This window comes from Ruminococcus sp. AM42-11 (assembly GCF_003480145.1).
Lineage (GTDB): Bacteria > Bacillota > Clostridia > Lachnospirales > Lachnospiraceae > Blautia_A > Blautia_A faecis.
Window position 1 is genome coordinate 1 of record NZ_QUIO01000043.1, and the last position, 15,912, is coordinate 15,912.

Genomic DNA, 15,912 nt, shown 5'->3' on the forward strand with positions numbered 1-15,912 from the left:
CGTTGTTGTCGTTACTGTTTCTTTCTTCCCTTTCCAGTAACCAGCGATTTTGCAATGTATATTCGCAAGCCGCGCATTTTAGGAGCGGTTTTAGTGGAGGCGAGATCCATGACTTACGGAGACTTAGGCGCGAAGGCTTTCCTGAGCGTCTTAGTCGTAGTTAGTCATTAGCTTGCCGAAACGTTGCGACGCGCGGCGGTGAATATACATTGTGAAATCGCGTCCGGAATAACGACCAACACATTAAATAGCAAGTATGATTAATAAATAGTTTAACACAAGTTCAAGCCCCGGTAAACACCCGTTCGTGTTTTAGAGAAAAAACCTGCATACCATATTTTGGGTATTCCAATATGGTATGCAGGTTTTATTATTTTCCAATAAAGGGTGTATCAGATTCCATTATTTCTTGTAGATGCGTTTGTCCTTAATCTCAATTTTACCTTCTTTCAGAAGGTGTCCCACAGCACGTTTAAAGGCATTCTTGCTGAGACCGAATTCGCGTTTGATCACTTCTGGTGAGGCTTTGTCATCGAAGGGGAGGACGCCGGCGAATTCTTCGATTATGCTAAGGACGCTCTCGGCATCTTCGTTAATCTGGATGTAGGCTTTCTGACGGTCTGTGACGTTCATCTTGCCATCCTCTTTCACCTCAGAAACGCGAAGGTCGAGGACTTCGCCCGGGCGGTATTTGCCGCTGGCTTCTCTGGCTGGAATCAGGGCGGAATATTTGTCATCAACAGCTACGAAAACACCGAAACGATCGCTGATCTCGTAGACACGGCCTTTTACGGAATCACCTGTTACATATGGGGTTCTGGTAGAAAGGTAATGGTATACCTTCATGGTGGCACAGAGGCGGCTGCTCTTGTCCACATAGAGAGCTACCAGACACTCCTGTCCTTCCCGCACACGGCTGGTCTGCTCATGGTATGGAAGGAGCAGATCTTTCTCTAAGCCCCAATCCAGAAAGGCACCGATCTTGGTTACCTGAAGGACTTTCAGAACTGCAGTCTGGCCAACCTGGAGAAGCGGTTCTCTGGTGGTTGCAATAAGACGGTCTCTGGAATCTTTGTAAATAAATACGTCCAAAGTATCGCCCTCTCTGGTTCCCTCCGGAACCTGTTTCACAGGAAGAAGCACTCTGTCTTCCTGGCCTGCATTTTTATCTTCTGCAAGGTAAACACCGAAATCTACGGTCTTTGCCACAATAAGCTTCTGTTTTTTTCCTATTTCAATCATGGATTCTCCTTAATTCAATTACGGTTAAATATAAAATTTCTCAGTAGCTTCCCAATCTATTGTCCAGTATAGCACACATTTACCGCCACTGTGAACATTAACTTATTGAAGTAAGGATAAAAAATGCAGAATCCCCATCTGCAAAGCGGCTTTCCGGCTCATGCATTGCGGAAGCGGCTCAGGAAATCTTTTGTCAGCGGGTCTTTCGGATTCTCAAACAGTTCCTTCGGCGGGCGATCTTCTACGATGACACCATTTGCCATGAAAATCACTCTCTTGGAAACATCACGGGCAAATGCCATCTCATGAGTAACGATGATCATGGTCAGGCCTTCGTGTGCAAGGTCTCTCATAACCTCCAGAACCTCGCCTACCATCTGGGGATCCAGCGCGGAGGTTGGCTCGTCGAAAAGAAGGATTTCCGGCTCCATGGCAAGAGCTCTTGCAATTGCCACACGCTGTTTCTGGCCTCCGGAAAGCTGTTTGGGTTTGGCGTTGATGTACGGCGCCATACCTACTTTTTCCAGATAATACAAAGCTTTTTTCTCTGCCTCTTCTTTGCTCTTTTTCAAAACCTTTACCTGACCTACGGTGCAGTTTTTCAGAGCAGTCATGTTGTTAAAAAGGTTAAAATTCTGGAACACCATACCTACCTTTGAACGGTATTCCGGAACGTTCACGTTCTTACTGGTGATGTCAGTTCCATGATAATTGATTTCTCCGGTGGATGGAGTTTCCAGCATATTCAGGCAGCGAAGAAGCGTGGATTTACCAGAACCGGACGGTCCGATAATACACGTCACATCTCCCGGGCTTACGGAAAAATCAATATCTCTCAGTACCTGATTGCTGCCAAATGCTTTTCCCAGATGCTTGACTTCAAGGATTTTTTCACTCATGATCATTTCTCCTCCTTCTTCTTAGGGTAGGAATACAGACCACTTGTGTGAGCCAGTGTATCCGTTGTGGCAAGGTCATAATTCTGCGGACCTTCCATCTTGTGTTCCAGCAAGCGGAGCAGTCTGGAGCATACAAAAGTAAGGATAAAGTACATTACCATAGCGATGGTAAAGGATTCAAAGTAAGTATAATAGGCTCCGGCTACGCCTTTTGTTGTGTAGAAAAGTTCTACAATTCCAATAATGGAAAGAACGCAGGTATCCTTGATATTGATGATCAGGTTGTTGCCAATCTGAGGCATGATGTTGCGCAATGCCTGTGGAAGGATTACGTTCATCATAGTCTGTACATGCGTCATTCCGATTGCTTTTGCAGCTTCTGTCTGACCTTCGTCAACAGAAAGGATTCCGCCTCGGACAGTTTCTGCCATGTAGGCTCCGGTATTGATAGATACTACGAAAAATGCCGCAAACCACATGGACATGTTGATATTGAACAGGTAAGCACTTCCGTAATAGATAAACATGGCCTGTACCATCATTGGGGTGCCACGGAAAAATTCCACGTAGCATGCCATAATAAATTTGAGAAATCCAACCAGTGTCTTTTTAACGGCGGAGTCCCGTTTATCTACAGGAATTGTTTGAATAATTCCAACTATAAAGCCAATAAGGCACCCTAAAAAGGTGCCTACAATGGCTATGATCATTGTATTTCCGGCTCCTGACAAAAAGGAGGAACCGTATTGCTGGAGCAGATACTGGATCCGGCCCCAGAAGGTTTCAGGAAGCATAGTTTTTATCTCCTATCTTACATATGTACATGTTTGTTCGGAATTCTTCACACATATCTTTTTATTAAATTCATACCCGGACATGTATTTTATACTTTATGTTTCACAGGTCGAGCAGTTTCATCACTCAGACAGTGGCTGTACGGAAATTGCCTCGTCCATCATTTCGGTGTAATCGTCCTCTGTCATTTTATCCAGCACGCTGTTTAAGGCATCCAGAAGCTCAGTGTTGCCTTTCTGTACGGAAATACCGATGTTAATATCTTCGTCGGATACTTCAAAATCACCGTCTGTGCCGGAGAAATCAAGAAGCTTGAAATCCGGATAAGCTACGCAGGCAGCCATTCCGGTAGGCATATCCGTTACAACGGCGTCACATTTTCCGGATTCCAGGGCAACCAGCATGGCCGGTGCACTTTCCTGTGCAGGAAGGATGTTTGCGTCTTCAATCTGCGGCAGGCAGGAATCATACCAGATAGTGTTCTGCTGGGAAGTACAGGTAACACCCTTCAGATCTGCCACACTTTTTGCATCTGCATAATCGCCGTCACTTTTTACCAGGGTAATAATGGATGCATAGTAATATGGCTCTGTGAAATCTACCATCTGCTGACGTTCGGATGTAATGGACTGACCTGCGATTACGCAGTCAACTTTTCCAGACTGGACAGCCGGTACCAGGGAATCCCAGTCCAGTTTCACGATTTCCAGATCGTATCCCAGCTCGTCACAGATTTTTTTCGCCATCATAACGTCGTATCCATATGCGTAATCAGAGCTTCCGGAAATGGGAACAGCTCCGTTGGAATCATCTGGCTGTGTCCAGTTGTATGGTGCATAGCTGCACTCCATTGCTACCTTTAATGTTTTCTTCTCTTCTGCCTGTACCATTGTAAGTCCAAGTCCCGGCATTGCTGTCACGGTAACAGCTGCTGCCATAAGACCACTTGTCATTTTTCTCCATAAATAGCTCTTCTTCATGCTTCCGAATATACTTTCCGAATGCCTGCTGCGGCAGCTTCACCCGCTTCTATAGAACTCATGCTCCCTTTGAATGAATCAATTGCAATTACTACTTTCATGTTCTTTTCTCCCGTTTTTCAAATACGATCTACCCTTCTATTTTTTCACTCCACAAATCCATTCCAATTGCAGAACTTCCTTCTTTTATCGTAATTTTATAATCAGAATCCACCTGAATATCATAGCCATATATGCTTTCTTTTCCCGCTTCTGCGTCTTTTTGATCTGCATAATAGGAAAAACCTACACGGTAGATATCCGGATGCAGATCAATCTGAACATAACTATATCCCCGTATCCAGTCTTCTTCAAGATTTTTTTCATTGAGCAACAGCTGTGTTGCGTACTGTTCTGCCACATCCCCCTTGCTGGTTCCCATGGCATTTTCTATGGACCTGGCAGCAAAGCCATGTAAAGTCCACGCCGTTATCAAAATCTCCAGAACCACCACAACAGCAATAAGTACCGGGTTCTTTTTTTCCTTGCACATTCTCTTTACTGCAAATCCAAATGCGTATATCACAATCGCCAGATTCACCAGACATGTGATGAGACTTGCTTCCTGTCTATGTTGTTCCCAGAATCCGTCAGGAACCAGGAAAGAACATATTGTGAAAAATATGCCGGTCAGAGTGATTGTAAAAAATCCATAAATTCTTTTGCTTTCCTTATCTTCCCGATTCACCCACAGATAATATCCACTCACAGCAGCTCCCGCGCCAAGAAGCCCGGCAAATAACGCACCGCCAAGGTTTGCATGACCAGAGAATTTAAACACAGCCACAATGAGCAGAATTACCGGTATCGCAAGATAGCCTGCGATTTTATCCTGATGCTGTTGCTGTTTTCGTATTTCTTCCATTGATTGCATCATCTCAGTCACCTCTGCAGACGTGTATTTTTTCTCTGCTTTCTCTCTCTTTTCTGCCATCCCGTTTTTTTCTGCTGCTTCATTCATTTCTACTGTCCCATCTTTTTCTGCTGCCTCATCTTTTTTCACGTTAGCCCCTTCGATTGTCTGCATTTCTGATCGCATCAGCTCCAAAAGTGATACATCCAGTGCCTCAGCCAATGGTTCCATTGTATTAATATCCGGAAATCCAAGTCCCCGCTCCCAACGGCTGACCGCCTTATCCGTCACTCCGACTTTTCCGGCAAGATCGGCCTGTGTCATATGATGCTCTTTTCTTCTTTCCGAAATAAATGCCCCAAACCTTTTTGTGTCCACTATATGATATCCTCCATAATTCTTTTGCGTTACTCTCTTATATACACTAAAATGTGGATTTTCGTCAATCGACGATTTGTTTACCTGGAAAAAAGCGAAAAATTTTCTATAACTCTCTTGTATGTATTGACATTTTGATATCTAAATGATATCATATTTATATCTTGCAAAAGATAATTTTCATTATCAGGAGGATTGCTATGAAAGAAAAAGTTTTGGACAACAAGAAAAATGGTATGGGAATGATGGTGCTGTTTATTCTGCTCTATGCCGTGGCCGCAGCCGCTGTAATATTCGGCGCAGCTTCGAACAGATTTCCCTTATGGTCATCGGTATCATCTGGGCTTCACTTGGATGGATCCCGTTCCTTGGCCTTAAAGTGCTGAAGCCGCAGGAAGCCCTTGTACTCACCTTATTCGGCAAATATGTGGGAACCTTGAAGAACGACGGCTTCTACTGGGTAAATCCATTTTGCACCGCTGTAAACCCCGCTGCGAAGACGAAATTGAACCAGAGCGGCGACGTAGACGGTGGAAATGCTGCCAAGTCCGTTTTCACGCTTGCAGCCACAGGAACAGCCACTTCTGCCAGTTCTACTTATGTAAACAAAAAGATTTCCCTGAAGATCATGACTCTGAATAACAACCGTCAGAAGATCAACGACTGCCTGGGTAATCCTGTAGAGATCGGAATCGCAGTTATGTGGCGCGTTACTGATACAGCGAAAGCAGTTTTCAATGTAGACAATTATAAGGAATATCTTTCTTTACAGTGTGACAGTGCCCTTCGAAATATTGTCCGCATCTATCCTTATGATGTAGCGCCAAATGTGGACACTACAGGTGACGGAGTTGCAGATGAGGGAAGCCTTCGCGGTTCCAGTGAAATCGTAGCCGGACGTATCCGCGATGAAATTCAGCAGAAGGTTGCTGAGGCTGGTCTGGAGATTATCGAAGCACGTATTACTTATCTTGCTTATGCACCTGAAATCGCAGCGGTTATGCTGCAGAGACAGCAGGCTTCCGCTATCATCGACGCAAGAAAGATGATCGTAGACGGTGCTGTTGGTATGGTAGAAATGGCATTAGAGCGATTGAATGAAAACAATGTGGTAGAACTTGACGAGGAGCGGAAGGCTGCCATGGTTTCCAATCTTCTCGTAGTGCTGTGCGGCAATCACGATGCCCAGCCGGTGGTTAATTCCGGCAGTCTGTACTAATGGCTGAGACAAAAGACACCCGGCCCAAGAAACAGATTCCGCTCAGGCTTTCCGCCAAGCTTTATGACCAGATTGCCGCCTGGGCAGAAGATGATTTCCGCTCCGTCAACGGTCAGATCGAATATCTGCTTACTGAATGCGTCCGACAGCGTAAGAAGAATGGGAAATATGTTTCCGACACTATGGATGAGCCGCCAGAACTGGATATTGAGTGAATTATAAAATAAGTAGTAAGCAGAGGGGCTGGTCTAAATGACCAGCCCCTCTGCTTACTACTTATTATGCCTCTTTTCCGTAAATAGAATGCTCCAAACGGAAGTTTTCTTTCTGACTTGGATATCTGTAACGTTTGATGTCCTGATCTGATGGATAGTTGAACTGTCCAGCGCAACGCATAATAACAGTTTTGCACTCTGGGCAGCAATCTGCACACAGGTCCTCGAACTGTCTTACCAGCATATCCGGATCTGAAGAAGAGTTTGCCCAGTTCTCCCAATGATCTGGGATAAGAACCTTTGCTTTTAATGCTTTTCCAAGTCTCGCACCATCATAAGGTGTCATCTTATCAAATGCACCCGGCTCGTTCCAACCGATATCAAAAATAGCAACATCAATATCATACTTCTGGCCAATTGCAACATATCCATCATTATACCAGGTATCTCCCAAGAATAAGATATTTCCAGCAGATGTTTTGAACAGGAAGGAAGTTGCAACCTCATCGTATGGCTGTGCAGGACCATCTCCAGTTTTTGTTGCGCAATCATCATAGTTTTTCAGGAATACAATTTCTGCTCCTGCCATTTTAATGCTTTCGCCTACATGCGCAGTAATAATTCTGTCATCCGGAACCTCAAATTCTTTTAATCTCTTTACAGTTTCTGGCGGAGCTACATATTTAGCATCTGTTGTCTGCATAGTTCCTTTAACAGTATAAATATCACAATGATCATTATGTACATGTGTACAGAAAACTCCATCTACTCTATTAAATGAAAATGGATCAATTACCTGTGGATTCAGGCGAAGCCAGTTCATACTTGCTGCACCGTTCTGCTTACACACACCACAATAATCAATTGTCGTATAGTGAGATGGTCCACACCACTGGTCAATAAGGAAAATACCTCCTTCATCTGTCTTCAGAACCCATGAAGGACCACCACACCACCAAAGAGCAACTTCTCCCTTTGGCACTTCATAGTTCTCAATATGCTGATTTAAAAATGTTCCCCACTCTGGAAAAGACTCAAGAATCCAACGCTCTCTTGTCATCTCTCTGTTTGTTCTGATCCATTTTCCAGATACTAAACCTCTTCCATCTGTTTTTTCCACTTCATTACCCATATTTTTTTCTCCTTTACGCTTTCATTTATTTTAAGTTATTTGTTATTATCATTCTGCACAGTAAACAGTGTAACGGTCTGTCTGTCTGTTTGCCGCACAGATAAGATCTCCTTGTTTATGAGGTATTACAGTTACATTTGCCGGTCCAAGATTAGCATCAATCAAATGATCTTCAATCTTTTCTTCATTTTGCTCAACCAAAATAAGCTCTTTTCCCGCATCTCGGAATCCCACAATAAATGCCGGCTTGCCATTAAAAATACCGCCCCAAATGGCATGTCCAAATTTATGAGTTCCCGGAAGTGTATAAATTTTCTTAAATTTCCCATCTATTTTTTTATAAATATTAAAATCTTCGCCATGGAATGGAGTGATTGTGCCATACTCAAATTCCCCATCTCCATCGATATCTACTGCGACACAATCACTTGTGGGGTCTGTGATTTCTTCAATAATTTCCCACTCATCATTCTCTACTGCCGGTGGCACTAAACGGTGTACTCCATTCTTTCCAGCAATAAGGATTCCTCCTTGATTTTCAAGTTTAGTCAAACCATGATTCTGGAAAATATCAGTATAAACAACCTGCAATTCACCTATTGAACGTTCCTCATAATTAATTTTACCAACATAAACACTTCCTGAATAACTCCAGTCATCAATATATTCCTTTGTTTTGCACAATGTTGCACACATGAGGTAATCCTCATTTCGAATCTGAACCACTTCGATTCTGTGCAAAAATGGAAGCTGCAATACCTCTTTTGTATGATAGCCGTTTTCATCCTCATAGCCCCAAACTACATCTGCACCTTCAGACTTAAACACAGGAAAAAACTTCTGAATACAAAGGAACTCCCCATTTTCCTTCAATGGCACAATATTCATTCCCCCGCCAGGTGCTGTACTGGCACAGACAGTTTCAAAAGTATCCGGATCAACTAGATCAATAACTCCAGTCCCTTCCAATTCTGATACAAATGCAATCCATTCTTTCTGATTCCGAACAACTTTTCCTGCCCCATAAACTCCTGGACAATATTTTTCATGAACTATTTTAAAATTCATACTATTCACCAGCTTTCTTATACATCTTTTGTATTATTCCTGGAATAAGCAATCAGCAGCACAATCAGAACGATTCCGTTTACCATAGTACGAATTGCTTCATTTACATTAAGAATGGTAAGGAAATCTGTCAATATCGTCATAATCAAGACACCTGCGATAGTTCCAACATAGCTTCCACGTCCCCCTGTAACTGCTGTACCCCCAAGAATAACTGCAGCAATATTAGATGGATCATAACTGTCACCGACCTCCAAATAGGTCGTTCCAGTATAGCCAACCAACATAAATCCTACGAATGCACACACGATCGGAGATACTATATATACCAGTGCCCTGATTTTCTTTGTATGAACACCTGAAAATCTTGCTCCAGTTGAATTAGCTCCCAACGCATATACATAACGGCCAAATTTCGTATATTTCATAACAATAATAAATATAGCCGATACAATTACCCAAATAATAATAATTCCAGAAATTCCACCAATGGTATTCATTGAGGTAAGCTTAGTAAGCATTGGCGAAGAAGAACCTTTCGGAGCTCCTCCTGTCGTTACCATCGCAACACCTTCAACAATAATTCCCATTCCCAATGTCATGATAAATGCATTTATCTTAAAGTAATTAATTCCAATACTTTCAATAATACCTATAATTGCACCAGCTAAAATAACTGCAACCAGCGCTTTTCCAATATTAGAATCCTGACCCTTAAGAATCTCCGCACCAATAACATTACCAATCATAATGACATAGGGAACACCCATATCAATACCGCCAATTAAAATTACAAGATTTTGTCCAATACATACAATTCCAAGAAATGCTGCAATTCTCAGCATACTCAGTAAGTGTTTTCCCTTCAGATATCCTGGCGACACAATATTGGCTATAATCAGCATAATAATCAGAATCACATACACTAGTACTTGCGGACGCATTAACATCTGTATGAAATTATTTTTTTTCACAGCATTTGCCTCACCCATTTATGTCACCTCACTCTTCACGATTCCGTATTGAACTAATTGCCAGCGCTACAATCAAAATGAAGCCTTTGATCAAGAACTGATAGTTAGTTGAAATACCATTCAGATTCAGTAGGTTACTGATTAAAGTAAAAATGAACACTCCAAACATAGTTCCAATCAGATCACCATTCGCTCCTACCATAGATACACCACCAATTACAGATGCGGAAATAGCATTCATCTGCATTCCAGTTCCAATTGTAGGATCTCCCGAATTAATATATACCGCCATATAAATTCCACCAAGTCCACACAGTAATCCAGATAAACCAAATGCAAGTATTTCTGTTTTCTTAATATTAATTCCAGCCGAATACGCAGACTGAACATTTCCTCCCATTGCACGGACAGCTTTTCCAAACGCAGTTCTGTTTGTAATTGTTCTTACAATTACCAGAATAATAAAAATTAGAATAATACTGTTCGGGATTACATCAAAAAATTTAAATTTAATAATTTATAGAACCCCATATGCATCATACCGCCAGGAACAGGCATAATAAATAGTGCCAAACCAGCATACACAATTGACATGGATATGGTTACAATCAGTGCTGGAATATGGAATTGCTGTGTAATAAATCCATTTAACGCCCCACACAGAAATCCACAAACTATTGCTGCTAAAATTCCAGGTATCCATCCAAATTCAGAATCAACATTAATGAATGTAATACAGACAACATTTGTCAAAGAAACAATAGACCCCAAAGAAATATCAATTCCTCCAATCAAAAGACAAATTGTCTGTCCAAAAGCAACCATCATTAACGGAAATGCTGCTTCAATCAATCGGTTAACATTTCTTAGTGACAGAAACGTAGAATTCATAGCAATCGCCAGAATATTAAATGCCAAAAGGAACAATCCCGCAAAAATCACACTTGCATAACGGTGCATAAAATCTTGATCTTTCAGCAAATCTTTCACCTTATTTATCACTTTCTGCCACCTCCTCTACAATTCCCATTGACTTCTTCATTATTAATTCTTCGCTTAATTCATCTTTCTGAAGCTCACCAGTAATTCTGCCCTCATACATTACAAGTACGCGGTCACTCATGCCAATAATTTCCATCATGTCACTGGAACACAAAACTACACCGATTCCTTCAGTAGCCTGTTTTCTCATAATGTTATAGAAATCACTCTTAGCTTCAACATCAATTCCTCTTGTTGGATCATTGAATAGCATTATTTTAGGATCTGTTCCAAGTTCTTTTCCAAGAACAATCTTCTGCTGATTTCCTCCACTAAGGCTGGAAACTGGATCATTAAGATTATGAAGTTTGATTTTTAGGCTTTTACGGGTTTCTTCTGCAAATTTCTGCTCTTCTTTTAGGTTAATGAAACCTGCTTTTGAGCGCTTATCTAATGAACAGAGTGCTAAATTCTGCTGGATTGGAAGAATCAACATCAAACCTTCGTTTTTACGATCGCAGGGAACCAGGGCAATTCCATTATCCAATGCTTGTTTTGCATTTTTAATTTTTGCCTCTTTTCCATTAACTTTAATAGTTCCTTGTGTAAGCTTATGCACACCGCTAATTGCATCCAGCAATTCTGTCTGTCCATGACCTTGAAGACCAGCAATCCCCAGGATTTCTCCTTTATGAAGCTGGAAGGAAACATCATTTAATTTCTCTGATTTCAGATTTTTAACCTCAAGTAAAACTGTGTCCTCTACCATTTCTGATTTCTTAGGGTAGATCTGAGTCAATGGTCTTCCAACCATCATCTTAATCAGTTCATCAACATCAATTTCAGAAATCTTACGAGTTCCAACAAAGGTTCCATCCTTGAATACAGTTACATAATCTCCGATTTCAAAAACTTCTTCCATTCTATGTGAAATAAAAATGATTGTTTTCTCTTTTTTTACTAAATTTCGTACAATATTAAATAACTTAACCACTTCTTCACTTTGCAGGGAAGATGTTGGCTCGTCTAAAATAATAATCTGAGGATTTTTTAATAAGACTTTCAGAATTTCAGCCATTTGCTGTTCTGCAACAGATAATCTGCCAGCAATTGCCTTTGGATTGATATGAATGTCATATTCATCCATCAAGGCAAAAATACGTTTTCTTACTTCTTTTCTGTCAATTAAACCGAATTTATTCTTTGGCTCTATAGAAAGGAAAAGATTTTCTTCAACGGTCAGCTCGCTTACCAGCGTAAGCTCTTGATATACCATGGCTATTCCAAGATCCTGTGCCTGTCTTGGATTCGCAGCAACGATTTTGTTGCCCTCCAAGTAAATTTCTCCGGAATCTGCATGGTAATTTCCGCATAAAATTTTTAAAACGGTGCTCTTTCCAGCTCCATTCTCTCCTGCCAACACATGTACAGTTCCCTTTTTTACGGAAAAGCTTACATCTTTCAGTGCCCGGTTACCGCCAAAGGATTTTTCTATATGCTCCAGTGTTAAATATTCACGATCCATATATGTACTCCTTTTCTAAGACAGCAGGTGGGCTTTTAAACCCATCCTGCTGTGATTTGTTTTAAATCCGCCTTATTCTGCTGCGCCTGAGCCATACATTTCCTGCAATGTATCTTCATTCAGAATTGTTGGTGCCCAGTAGTTATCATCTAGGTCTACTCTTACGAAATCATCAAGAGTCTCATCCGTAACAGGAGCAATATCATAAACATTTACTTTCTCAAAATCTCCGCCAGTGATTGCAGTTAAACCAAGATCCAGGGCATCTGCTCCGGAAGTACTTGGAGAGATTGGACAGCAACTGGTAAATCCATCAGCCTGTCTTTCTTTCCACATTTTCAAGAATCCATTATTTGCCTCACCTGTAATCGGCACCAGTTCACGATCAGCAGCTTCTAATGCATCGATACATGCACGGCTCATAGCGCCGCCCAGGGAAAGGATTCCATCAATATCATCATGTGCAGAAAGAAGAGATTCAATTGCTGTCTTTGCTGTTGCATAATCATAATCACAATAATTCAGGGAAATTGTCTCAATATCTGGATATTTCTCTTCCAGAATTTCCTGTGCGCCCTGTACACGAAGCTCTGCATTCTTAGATCCAGCTTGTCCTGCAAGAATAACGATCTTGCCCTTTCCATCCAGTTGCTCACCAAGCCATTCTGCATCTTTTGCACCAAAGTCATAATTATCAACTGTTAAGGAAGCTGTAACATTATCTGTATCAACACCTGCGTCAAAGGAAATAACTGTAACGCCTGCATCCATTGCATCATCAACAGCTGGAATTAATGCTGTTGGAGATGCAGCAGTAAGGCAGATGATATCTACACCCTTTGTAACCAGATCCTGCATATCAGATACTTGCTGTGAAGTATCACCGTCAGAATTAGTAGTATAGTACTCTTTGATTAAGCCCATCTCTTTGTACATTTCAGCCTGCTGTTCAAATGTTTTCTCCATCTGAACGCGCCAAGTATTTCCCAATGAGAAATTACAAAGAGCAACTGTGTAGCCACCTTCTGGCACGTTAGTCATATCAAATTCTTTTGCCTCCTTTGTGTCTGCAGTTTCCGCATCTCCCGCCCAGACGCTGGTGGCCATCATAGAAAGTGCAAGACATCCCGTTACCAAACAACTAATTACCCGTTTCTTCATAGATTTTTCCTCCAATACATTTTTTGTTCTGTTGTTTTTGATAGTGTTATTATAGTATACATTTTCTTACATGTCAATTCAAAATAACAAAATTGTATACAATTTTGTTATTTTGCACACTTTTCTTCACTGTAATTAGTAACATTTTCTCAACACTAAATTTTACTAAGTTTATCTCTTTTTTAGATAGATAAAAAGCAAATACTAATAGATTCTATAACTATCAGTACTTGCTTTTATTGTCGCTACATTTCAAGGTCGTAATCTTATGAGTCATTAGCTTTTTTAATTATAATTTCTGTATTTATAAAAAAAATTCGGATTCAAAGAAATTAGTATCATCAACTTTAAATGCATGTCTGTTATGATGAGTCAGCAATCTTAAAACTTCTTTCTCATCACGTTTCTTTAATGCCTCAATAATCTGTTCATGCTGCATATACTGTTTATCTGCCGAAATTAAAAAATCCTTTCTCCAACACAGTAAAAACTGAATCTGATCATGCACCTCTCGCAAAAATTTATACAACAAATCATTTTTTGCAATCTTCGCAATCTCCATATGAAAAGCACTGTCAGACTTTAATAAATCTACTATATTATTATTTTTCCCCGCCTCATAACATGCACTACTAAATTTATGCATTTCCTGAAACTCACTGTTATTTCCATAAATAATTGCAAGCTTAGCTGCCAGATTCTCCATATCCGTCCGGACAATTTCCAATTGAAGAATTTTTTCATCATTCCACTTGGCGACAGTCGTATTGCAATTCGGTTTGCTTTCCAAAATACCACTTGCTGCCAACTGTCGTACAGCTTCTCTGACCGGGGTTCTACTGATATTAAATTCACTGGCTAATTTCGACTCCGCTATACTATCTCCCGGTTTTAAATCCCCGTTCAAAATTTGATCCACCAAATAATTATAAACCTGAACCCGTAATTCAGTTGTATTTACCCTACTAATTGCCATTGGTTCTAAGCTCCTCCCATTGTTTACATTGATGTATTTTTGTATACAATTTATATTTTTAGAGTACTATAATTGTGTTTATTTGTCAACTACATTTTTTTCAAAATACTAGGGAGGTTTATTATGCAGGAAAAAGTTTTAAGCAGTAAGAAGAATGGTATGGCAATGATGATTCTCTTCATTTTGTTGTATGTGGCAGCAACAGCACTTGCTATAATCGGTTCCACCTTTTACTGTATTCCAATGGCTGCAGTCGGATTCATCTGGTTATCTTTGGGATGGATTCCATTTCTTGGATTAAAAGTACTGAAGCCTCAGGAAGCTCAGGTTCTTACCTTGTTTGGTAATTATATGGGCACACTGAAGGATGACGGCTTTTATTGGGTAAATCCTTTTTGTACAGCAGTGAATCCGGCAGCGTAAGAAAAACGGGAAATATGTTTCCGACACTATGGATGAGCCGCCGGAACTGGATATCTCATGATTCCTGCTTATTTAAAAAGGCATTCTGCCTGCCGCACAGGATTTTCATAGTAAACAAAGCAGGGAGTACAGATGTTATAACAACAGTGCTGTACTCCCCGCTTTTATCTATTCGTGCGCAAAGGGCAATAACTTTCCGGATACTCTATAGTATTTAATGCTTATAATTGTTAAGCTTATTTTATTCGTTCTTTGTGTTAATTTATCTTTTGTATTTTAGTATTTTCTGTAAAACAGTATATTATTTTCAATTTACTTTCTCTATGTGTATTTTTCTGTTTCGTTTTTCTATTTTGTTTTCTACTGCTTTTTATATTTCATTTTTTCTGAGAGTATTTCTACAGCCATTCTTATGTATGAATGGTTCTGTCAATCACATACACAGCCTCTGCTTTATCGCGGTGATGTCTTTCTCATGTTTGTTCACGTAAAATAAAAGTCTTTCCTGCGTTTCCCATCTCTTTTGTTGTTCTTCCAGCTTTTGTAAAAGATTGGAATGATTCTCTGCTACAACCTGAAGCTTCCAGTCTGTAGTGTTCTCCACATGAAGCCAGAGTTCTTTTACACTTCTTTGCAATTCTGATACTGATGCATCCAATTCACATACATGCTTGTCTACGCTGCGCAAGTTCGCTTCCAGATTCTCAAAGCGCCTCTTGGTTTCGCTTTCGAAGTTGTCAACGCGAGTTTCTAAGCTGTCAAAGCGGCTTTCCAAATTATCGAAGCGGCTTTCCAACTTGTCGAAGCGGCTTTCCAAATTATCGAAACGGCTTTCCAAATTCCCAATCCGTGTCTCAATGGGCACCAACAATCCTGCAATCGCCTGTAGATCTTCTTTCGTCAACATTTCTTTCACCTCCCGTATATTTAAGATAAAAAAAGTATATCAGCAAAATAATGTAAAAACAATACTTGAAGTACATTTTGTTCTGTGCTATAATCACGCCACGCATGATTTGCAGCAACACATTTCAGAACAGGAAAAAAGTCCA

General features: G+C 40.6%; 17 protein-coding genes and 1 pseudogene. 3 read left to right on the forward strand and 15 right to left on the reverse strand.

Annotation, left to right across the window (positions count from 1 at the left end):
- Positions 1 to 402: 402 nt before the first annotated feature.
- From DW904_RS18645 to DW904_RS18670, 6 genes are all read right to left on the reverse strand, one after another.
- Positions 403 to 1,242: a S1-like domain-containing RNA-binding protein gene (locus DW904_RS18645; protein WP_118583517.1), complete on the reverse strand. Its 840-nt coding sequence runs from the start codon at positions 1,240 to 1,242 to the stop codon at positions 403 to 405.
- A gap of 158 nt (positions 1,243 to 1,400) precedes the next feature.
- Positions 1,401 to 2,144, reverse strand: a complete 744-nt coding sequence (locus tag DW904_RS18650; RefSeq protein ID WP_118583574.1) for an amino acid ABC transporter ATP-binding protein — start codon at positions 2,142 to 2,144, stop codon at positions 1,401 to 1,403.
- Positions 2,144 to 2,935 (reverse strand): amino acid ABC transporter permease, encoded by a 792-nt coding sequence (locus DW904_RS18655; RefSeq protein WP_118583519.1) that lies wholly within the window; start codon positions 2,933 to 2,935, stop codon positions 2,144 to 2,146. The genes DW904_RS18650 and DW904_RS18655 overlap by 1 nt, the downstream gene beginning before the upstream one ends.
- Positions 2,936 to 3,058: 123 nt before the next feature.
- Positions 3,059 to 3,916 carry a transporter substrate-binding domain-containing protein gene (locus DW904_RS18660; protein ID WP_118583521.1) on the reverse strand — a complete coding sequence of 286 codons (858 nt, stop codon included), beginning with the start codon at positions 3,914 to 3,916 and terminating at the stop codon, positions 3,059 to 3,061.
- Positions 3,913 to 4,017 carry a glycerate kinase gene (locus tag DW904_RS18665; RefSeq protein ID WP_295262299.1) on the reverse strand — a complete coding sequence of 35 codons (105 nt, stop codon included), beginning with the start codon at positions 4,015 to 4,017 and terminating at the stop codon, positions 3,913 to 3,915. Before DW904_RS18665 ends, DW904_RS18660 begins: the two co-directional genes overlap by 4 nt.
- A gap of 29 nt (positions 4,018 to 4,046) precedes the next feature.
- Complete coding sequence (locus tag DW904_RS18670; protein WP_118583523.1) at positions 4,047 to 5,186, reverse strand: helix-turn-helix domain-containing protein; 1,140 nt, start codon at positions 5,184 to 5,186, stop codon at positions 4,047 to 4,049.
- A 200-nt stretch (positions 5,187 to 5,386) separates the two neighbouring features.
- Between DW904_RS18670 and DW904_RS18675 the strand changes: the two are divergent.
- Positions 5,387 to 6,405 (forward strand): annotated as a pseudogene (locus DW904_RS18675) (SPFH domain-containing protein).
- Positions 6,405 to 6,620 (forward strand): PTS ascorbate transporter subunit IIC, encoded by a 216-nt coding sequence (locus DW904_RS18680; RefSeq protein ID WP_118583525.1) that lies wholly within the window; start codon positions 6,405 to 6,407, stop codon positions 6,618 to 6,620. Before DW904_RS18675 ends, DW904_RS18680 begins: the two are co-directional and overlap by 1 nt.
- Positions 6,621 to 6,684: 64 nt before the next feature.
- Here DW904_RS18680 and DW904_RS18685 read toward each other — a convergent pair whose 3' ends face one another.
- From DW904_RS18685 to DW904_RS18720, 8 genes are all read right to left on the reverse strand, one after another.
- Positions 6,685 to 7,752: an MBL fold metallo-hydrolase gene (locus tag DW904_RS18685; protein ID WP_118583527.1), complete on the reverse strand. Its 1,068-nt coding sequence runs from the start codon at positions 7,750 to 7,752 to the stop codon at positions 6,685 to 6,687.
- Positions 7,753 to 7,800: 48 nt separating this feature from the next.
- Positions 7,801 to 8,820 (reverse strand): hypothetical protein, encoded by a 1,020-nt coding sequence (locus DW904_RS18690; protein WP_118583529.1) that lies wholly within the window; start codon positions 8,818 to 8,820, stop codon positions 7,801 to 7,803.
- Positions 8,821 to 8,837: 17 nt separating this feature from the next.
- Positions 8,838 to 9,812: an ABC transporter permease gene (locus tag DW904_RS18695; protein ID WP_118583531.1), complete on the reverse strand. Its 975-nt coding sequence runs from the start codon at positions 9,810 to 9,812 to the stop codon at positions 8,838 to 8,840.
- 10 nt (positions 9,813 to 9,822) lie between these two features.
- Positions 9,823 to 10,311, reverse strand: a complete 489-nt coding sequence (locus DW904_RS24655) for a hypothetical protein (protein WP_118583533.1) — start codon at positions 10,309 to 10,311, stop codon at positions 9,823 to 9,825.
- Positions 10,284 to 10,796 (reverse strand): ABC transporter permease, encoded by a 513-nt coding sequence (locus DW904_RS24660; RefSeq protein WP_118583535.1) that lies wholly within the window; start codon positions 10,794 to 10,796, stop codon positions 10,284 to 10,286. The genes DW904_RS24655 and DW904_RS24660 overlap by 28 nt, the downstream gene beginning before the upstream one ends.
- A complete protein-coding gene (locus DW904_RS18710) occupies positions 10,786 to 12,300 on the reverse strand; it encodes a sugar ABC transporter ATP-binding protein (protein ID WP_118583537.1) in 1,515 nt (504 codons plus the stop codon). Before DW904_RS18710 ends, DW904_RS24660 begins: the two co-directional genes overlap by 11 nt.
- Before the next feature lie 72 nt (positions 12,301 to 12,372).
- Positions 12,373 to 13,461: an ABC transporter substrate-binding protein gene (locus tag DW904_RS18715; protein WP_118583539.1), complete on the reverse strand. Its 1,089-nt coding sequence runs from the start codon at positions 13,459 to 13,461 to the stop codon at positions 12,373 to 12,375.
- A gap of 304 nt (positions 13,462 to 13,765) precedes the next feature.
- The gene (locus tag DW904_RS18720) at positions 13,766 to 14,437 is read right to left on the reverse strand and encodes a GntR family transcriptional regulator (RefSeq protein WP_118583541.1); all 672 of its coding nucleotides are present in this window, start codon (positions 14,435 to 14,437) and stop codon (positions 13,766 to 13,768) included.
- Between the two features lie 123 nt (positions 14,438 to 14,560).
- Here DW904_RS18720 and DW904_RS18725 point away from each other — a divergent pair, with 123 nt between their 5' ends.
- Positions 14,561 to 14,860 carry a hypothetical protein gene (locus DW904_RS18725; protein WP_118583543.1) on the forward strand — a complete coding sequence of 100 codons (300 nt, stop codon included), beginning with the start codon at positions 14,561 to 14,563 and terminating at the stop codon, positions 14,858 to 14,860.
- Between the two features lie 433 nt (positions 14,861 to 15,293).
- On the opposite strand, the gene DW904_RS18730 is transcribed toward DW904_RS18725, so the two are convergent.
- Entirely contained in the window at positions 15,294 to 15,767 is a 474-nt protein-coding gene (locus tag DW904_RS18730; protein WP_118583545.1) for a hypothetical protein, read from the reverse strand.
- Between the last annotated feature and the right edge of the window lie 145 nt (positions 15,768 to 15,912).

Bases quoted from the DNA above. Each gene is read 5' to 3' on its own strand.
- DW904_RS18645 (WP_118583517.1), bottom strand. From the start codon at position 1,242: ATGATTGAAATAGGAAAAAAACAGAAGCTTATTGTGGCAAAGACCGTA.
- DW904_RS18655 (WP_118583519.1), bottom strand. From the start codon at position 2,935: ATGCTTCCTGAAACCTTCTGGGGCCGGATCCAGTATCTGCTCCAGCAA.
- DW904_RS18660 (WP_118583521.1), bottom strand. From the start codon at position 3,916: ATGAAGAAGAGCTATTTATGGAGAAAAATGACAAGTGGTCTTATGGCA.
- DW904_RS18665 (WP_295262299.1), bottom strand. From the start codon at position 4,017: ATGAAAGTAGTAATTGCAATTGATTCATTCAAAGGGAGCATGAGTTCT.
- DW904_RS18680 (WP_118583525.1), top strand. From the start codon at position 6,405: ATGGCTGAGACAAAAGACACCCGGCCCAAGAAACAGATTCCGCTCAGG.
- DW904_RS18685 (WP_118583527.1), bottom strand. From the start codon at position 7,752: ATGGGTAATGAAGTGGAAAAAACAGATGGAAGAGGTTTAGTATCTGGA.
- DW904_RS18690 (WP_118583529.1), bottom strand. From the start codon at position 8,820: ATGAATTTTAAAATAGTTCATGAAAAATATTGTCCAGGAGTTTATGGG.
- DW904_RS18695 (WP_118583531.1), bottom strand. From the start codon at position 9,812: ATGGGTGAGGCAAATGCTGTGAAAAAAAATAATTTCATACAGATGTTA.
- DW904_RS18710 (WP_118583537.1), bottom strand. From the start codon at position 12,300: ATGGATCGTGAATATTTAACACTGGAGCATATAGAAAAATCCTTTGGC.
- DW904_RS18715 (WP_118583539.1), bottom strand. From the start codon at position 13,461: ATGAAGAAACGGGTAATTAGTTGTTTGGTAACGGGATGTCTTGCACTT.
- DW904_RS18720 (WP_118583541.1), bottom strand. From the start codon at position 14,437: ATGGCAATTAGTAGGGTAAATACAACTGAATTACGGGTTCAGGTTTAT.
- DW904_RS18725 (WP_118583543.1), top strand. From the start codon at position 14,561: ATGCAGGAAAAAGTTTTAAGCAGTAAGAAGAATGGTATGGCAATGATG.
- DW904_RS18730 (WP_118583545.1), bottom strand. From the start codon at position 15,767: ATGTTGACGAAAGAAGATCTACAGGCGATTGCAGGATTGTTGGTGCCC.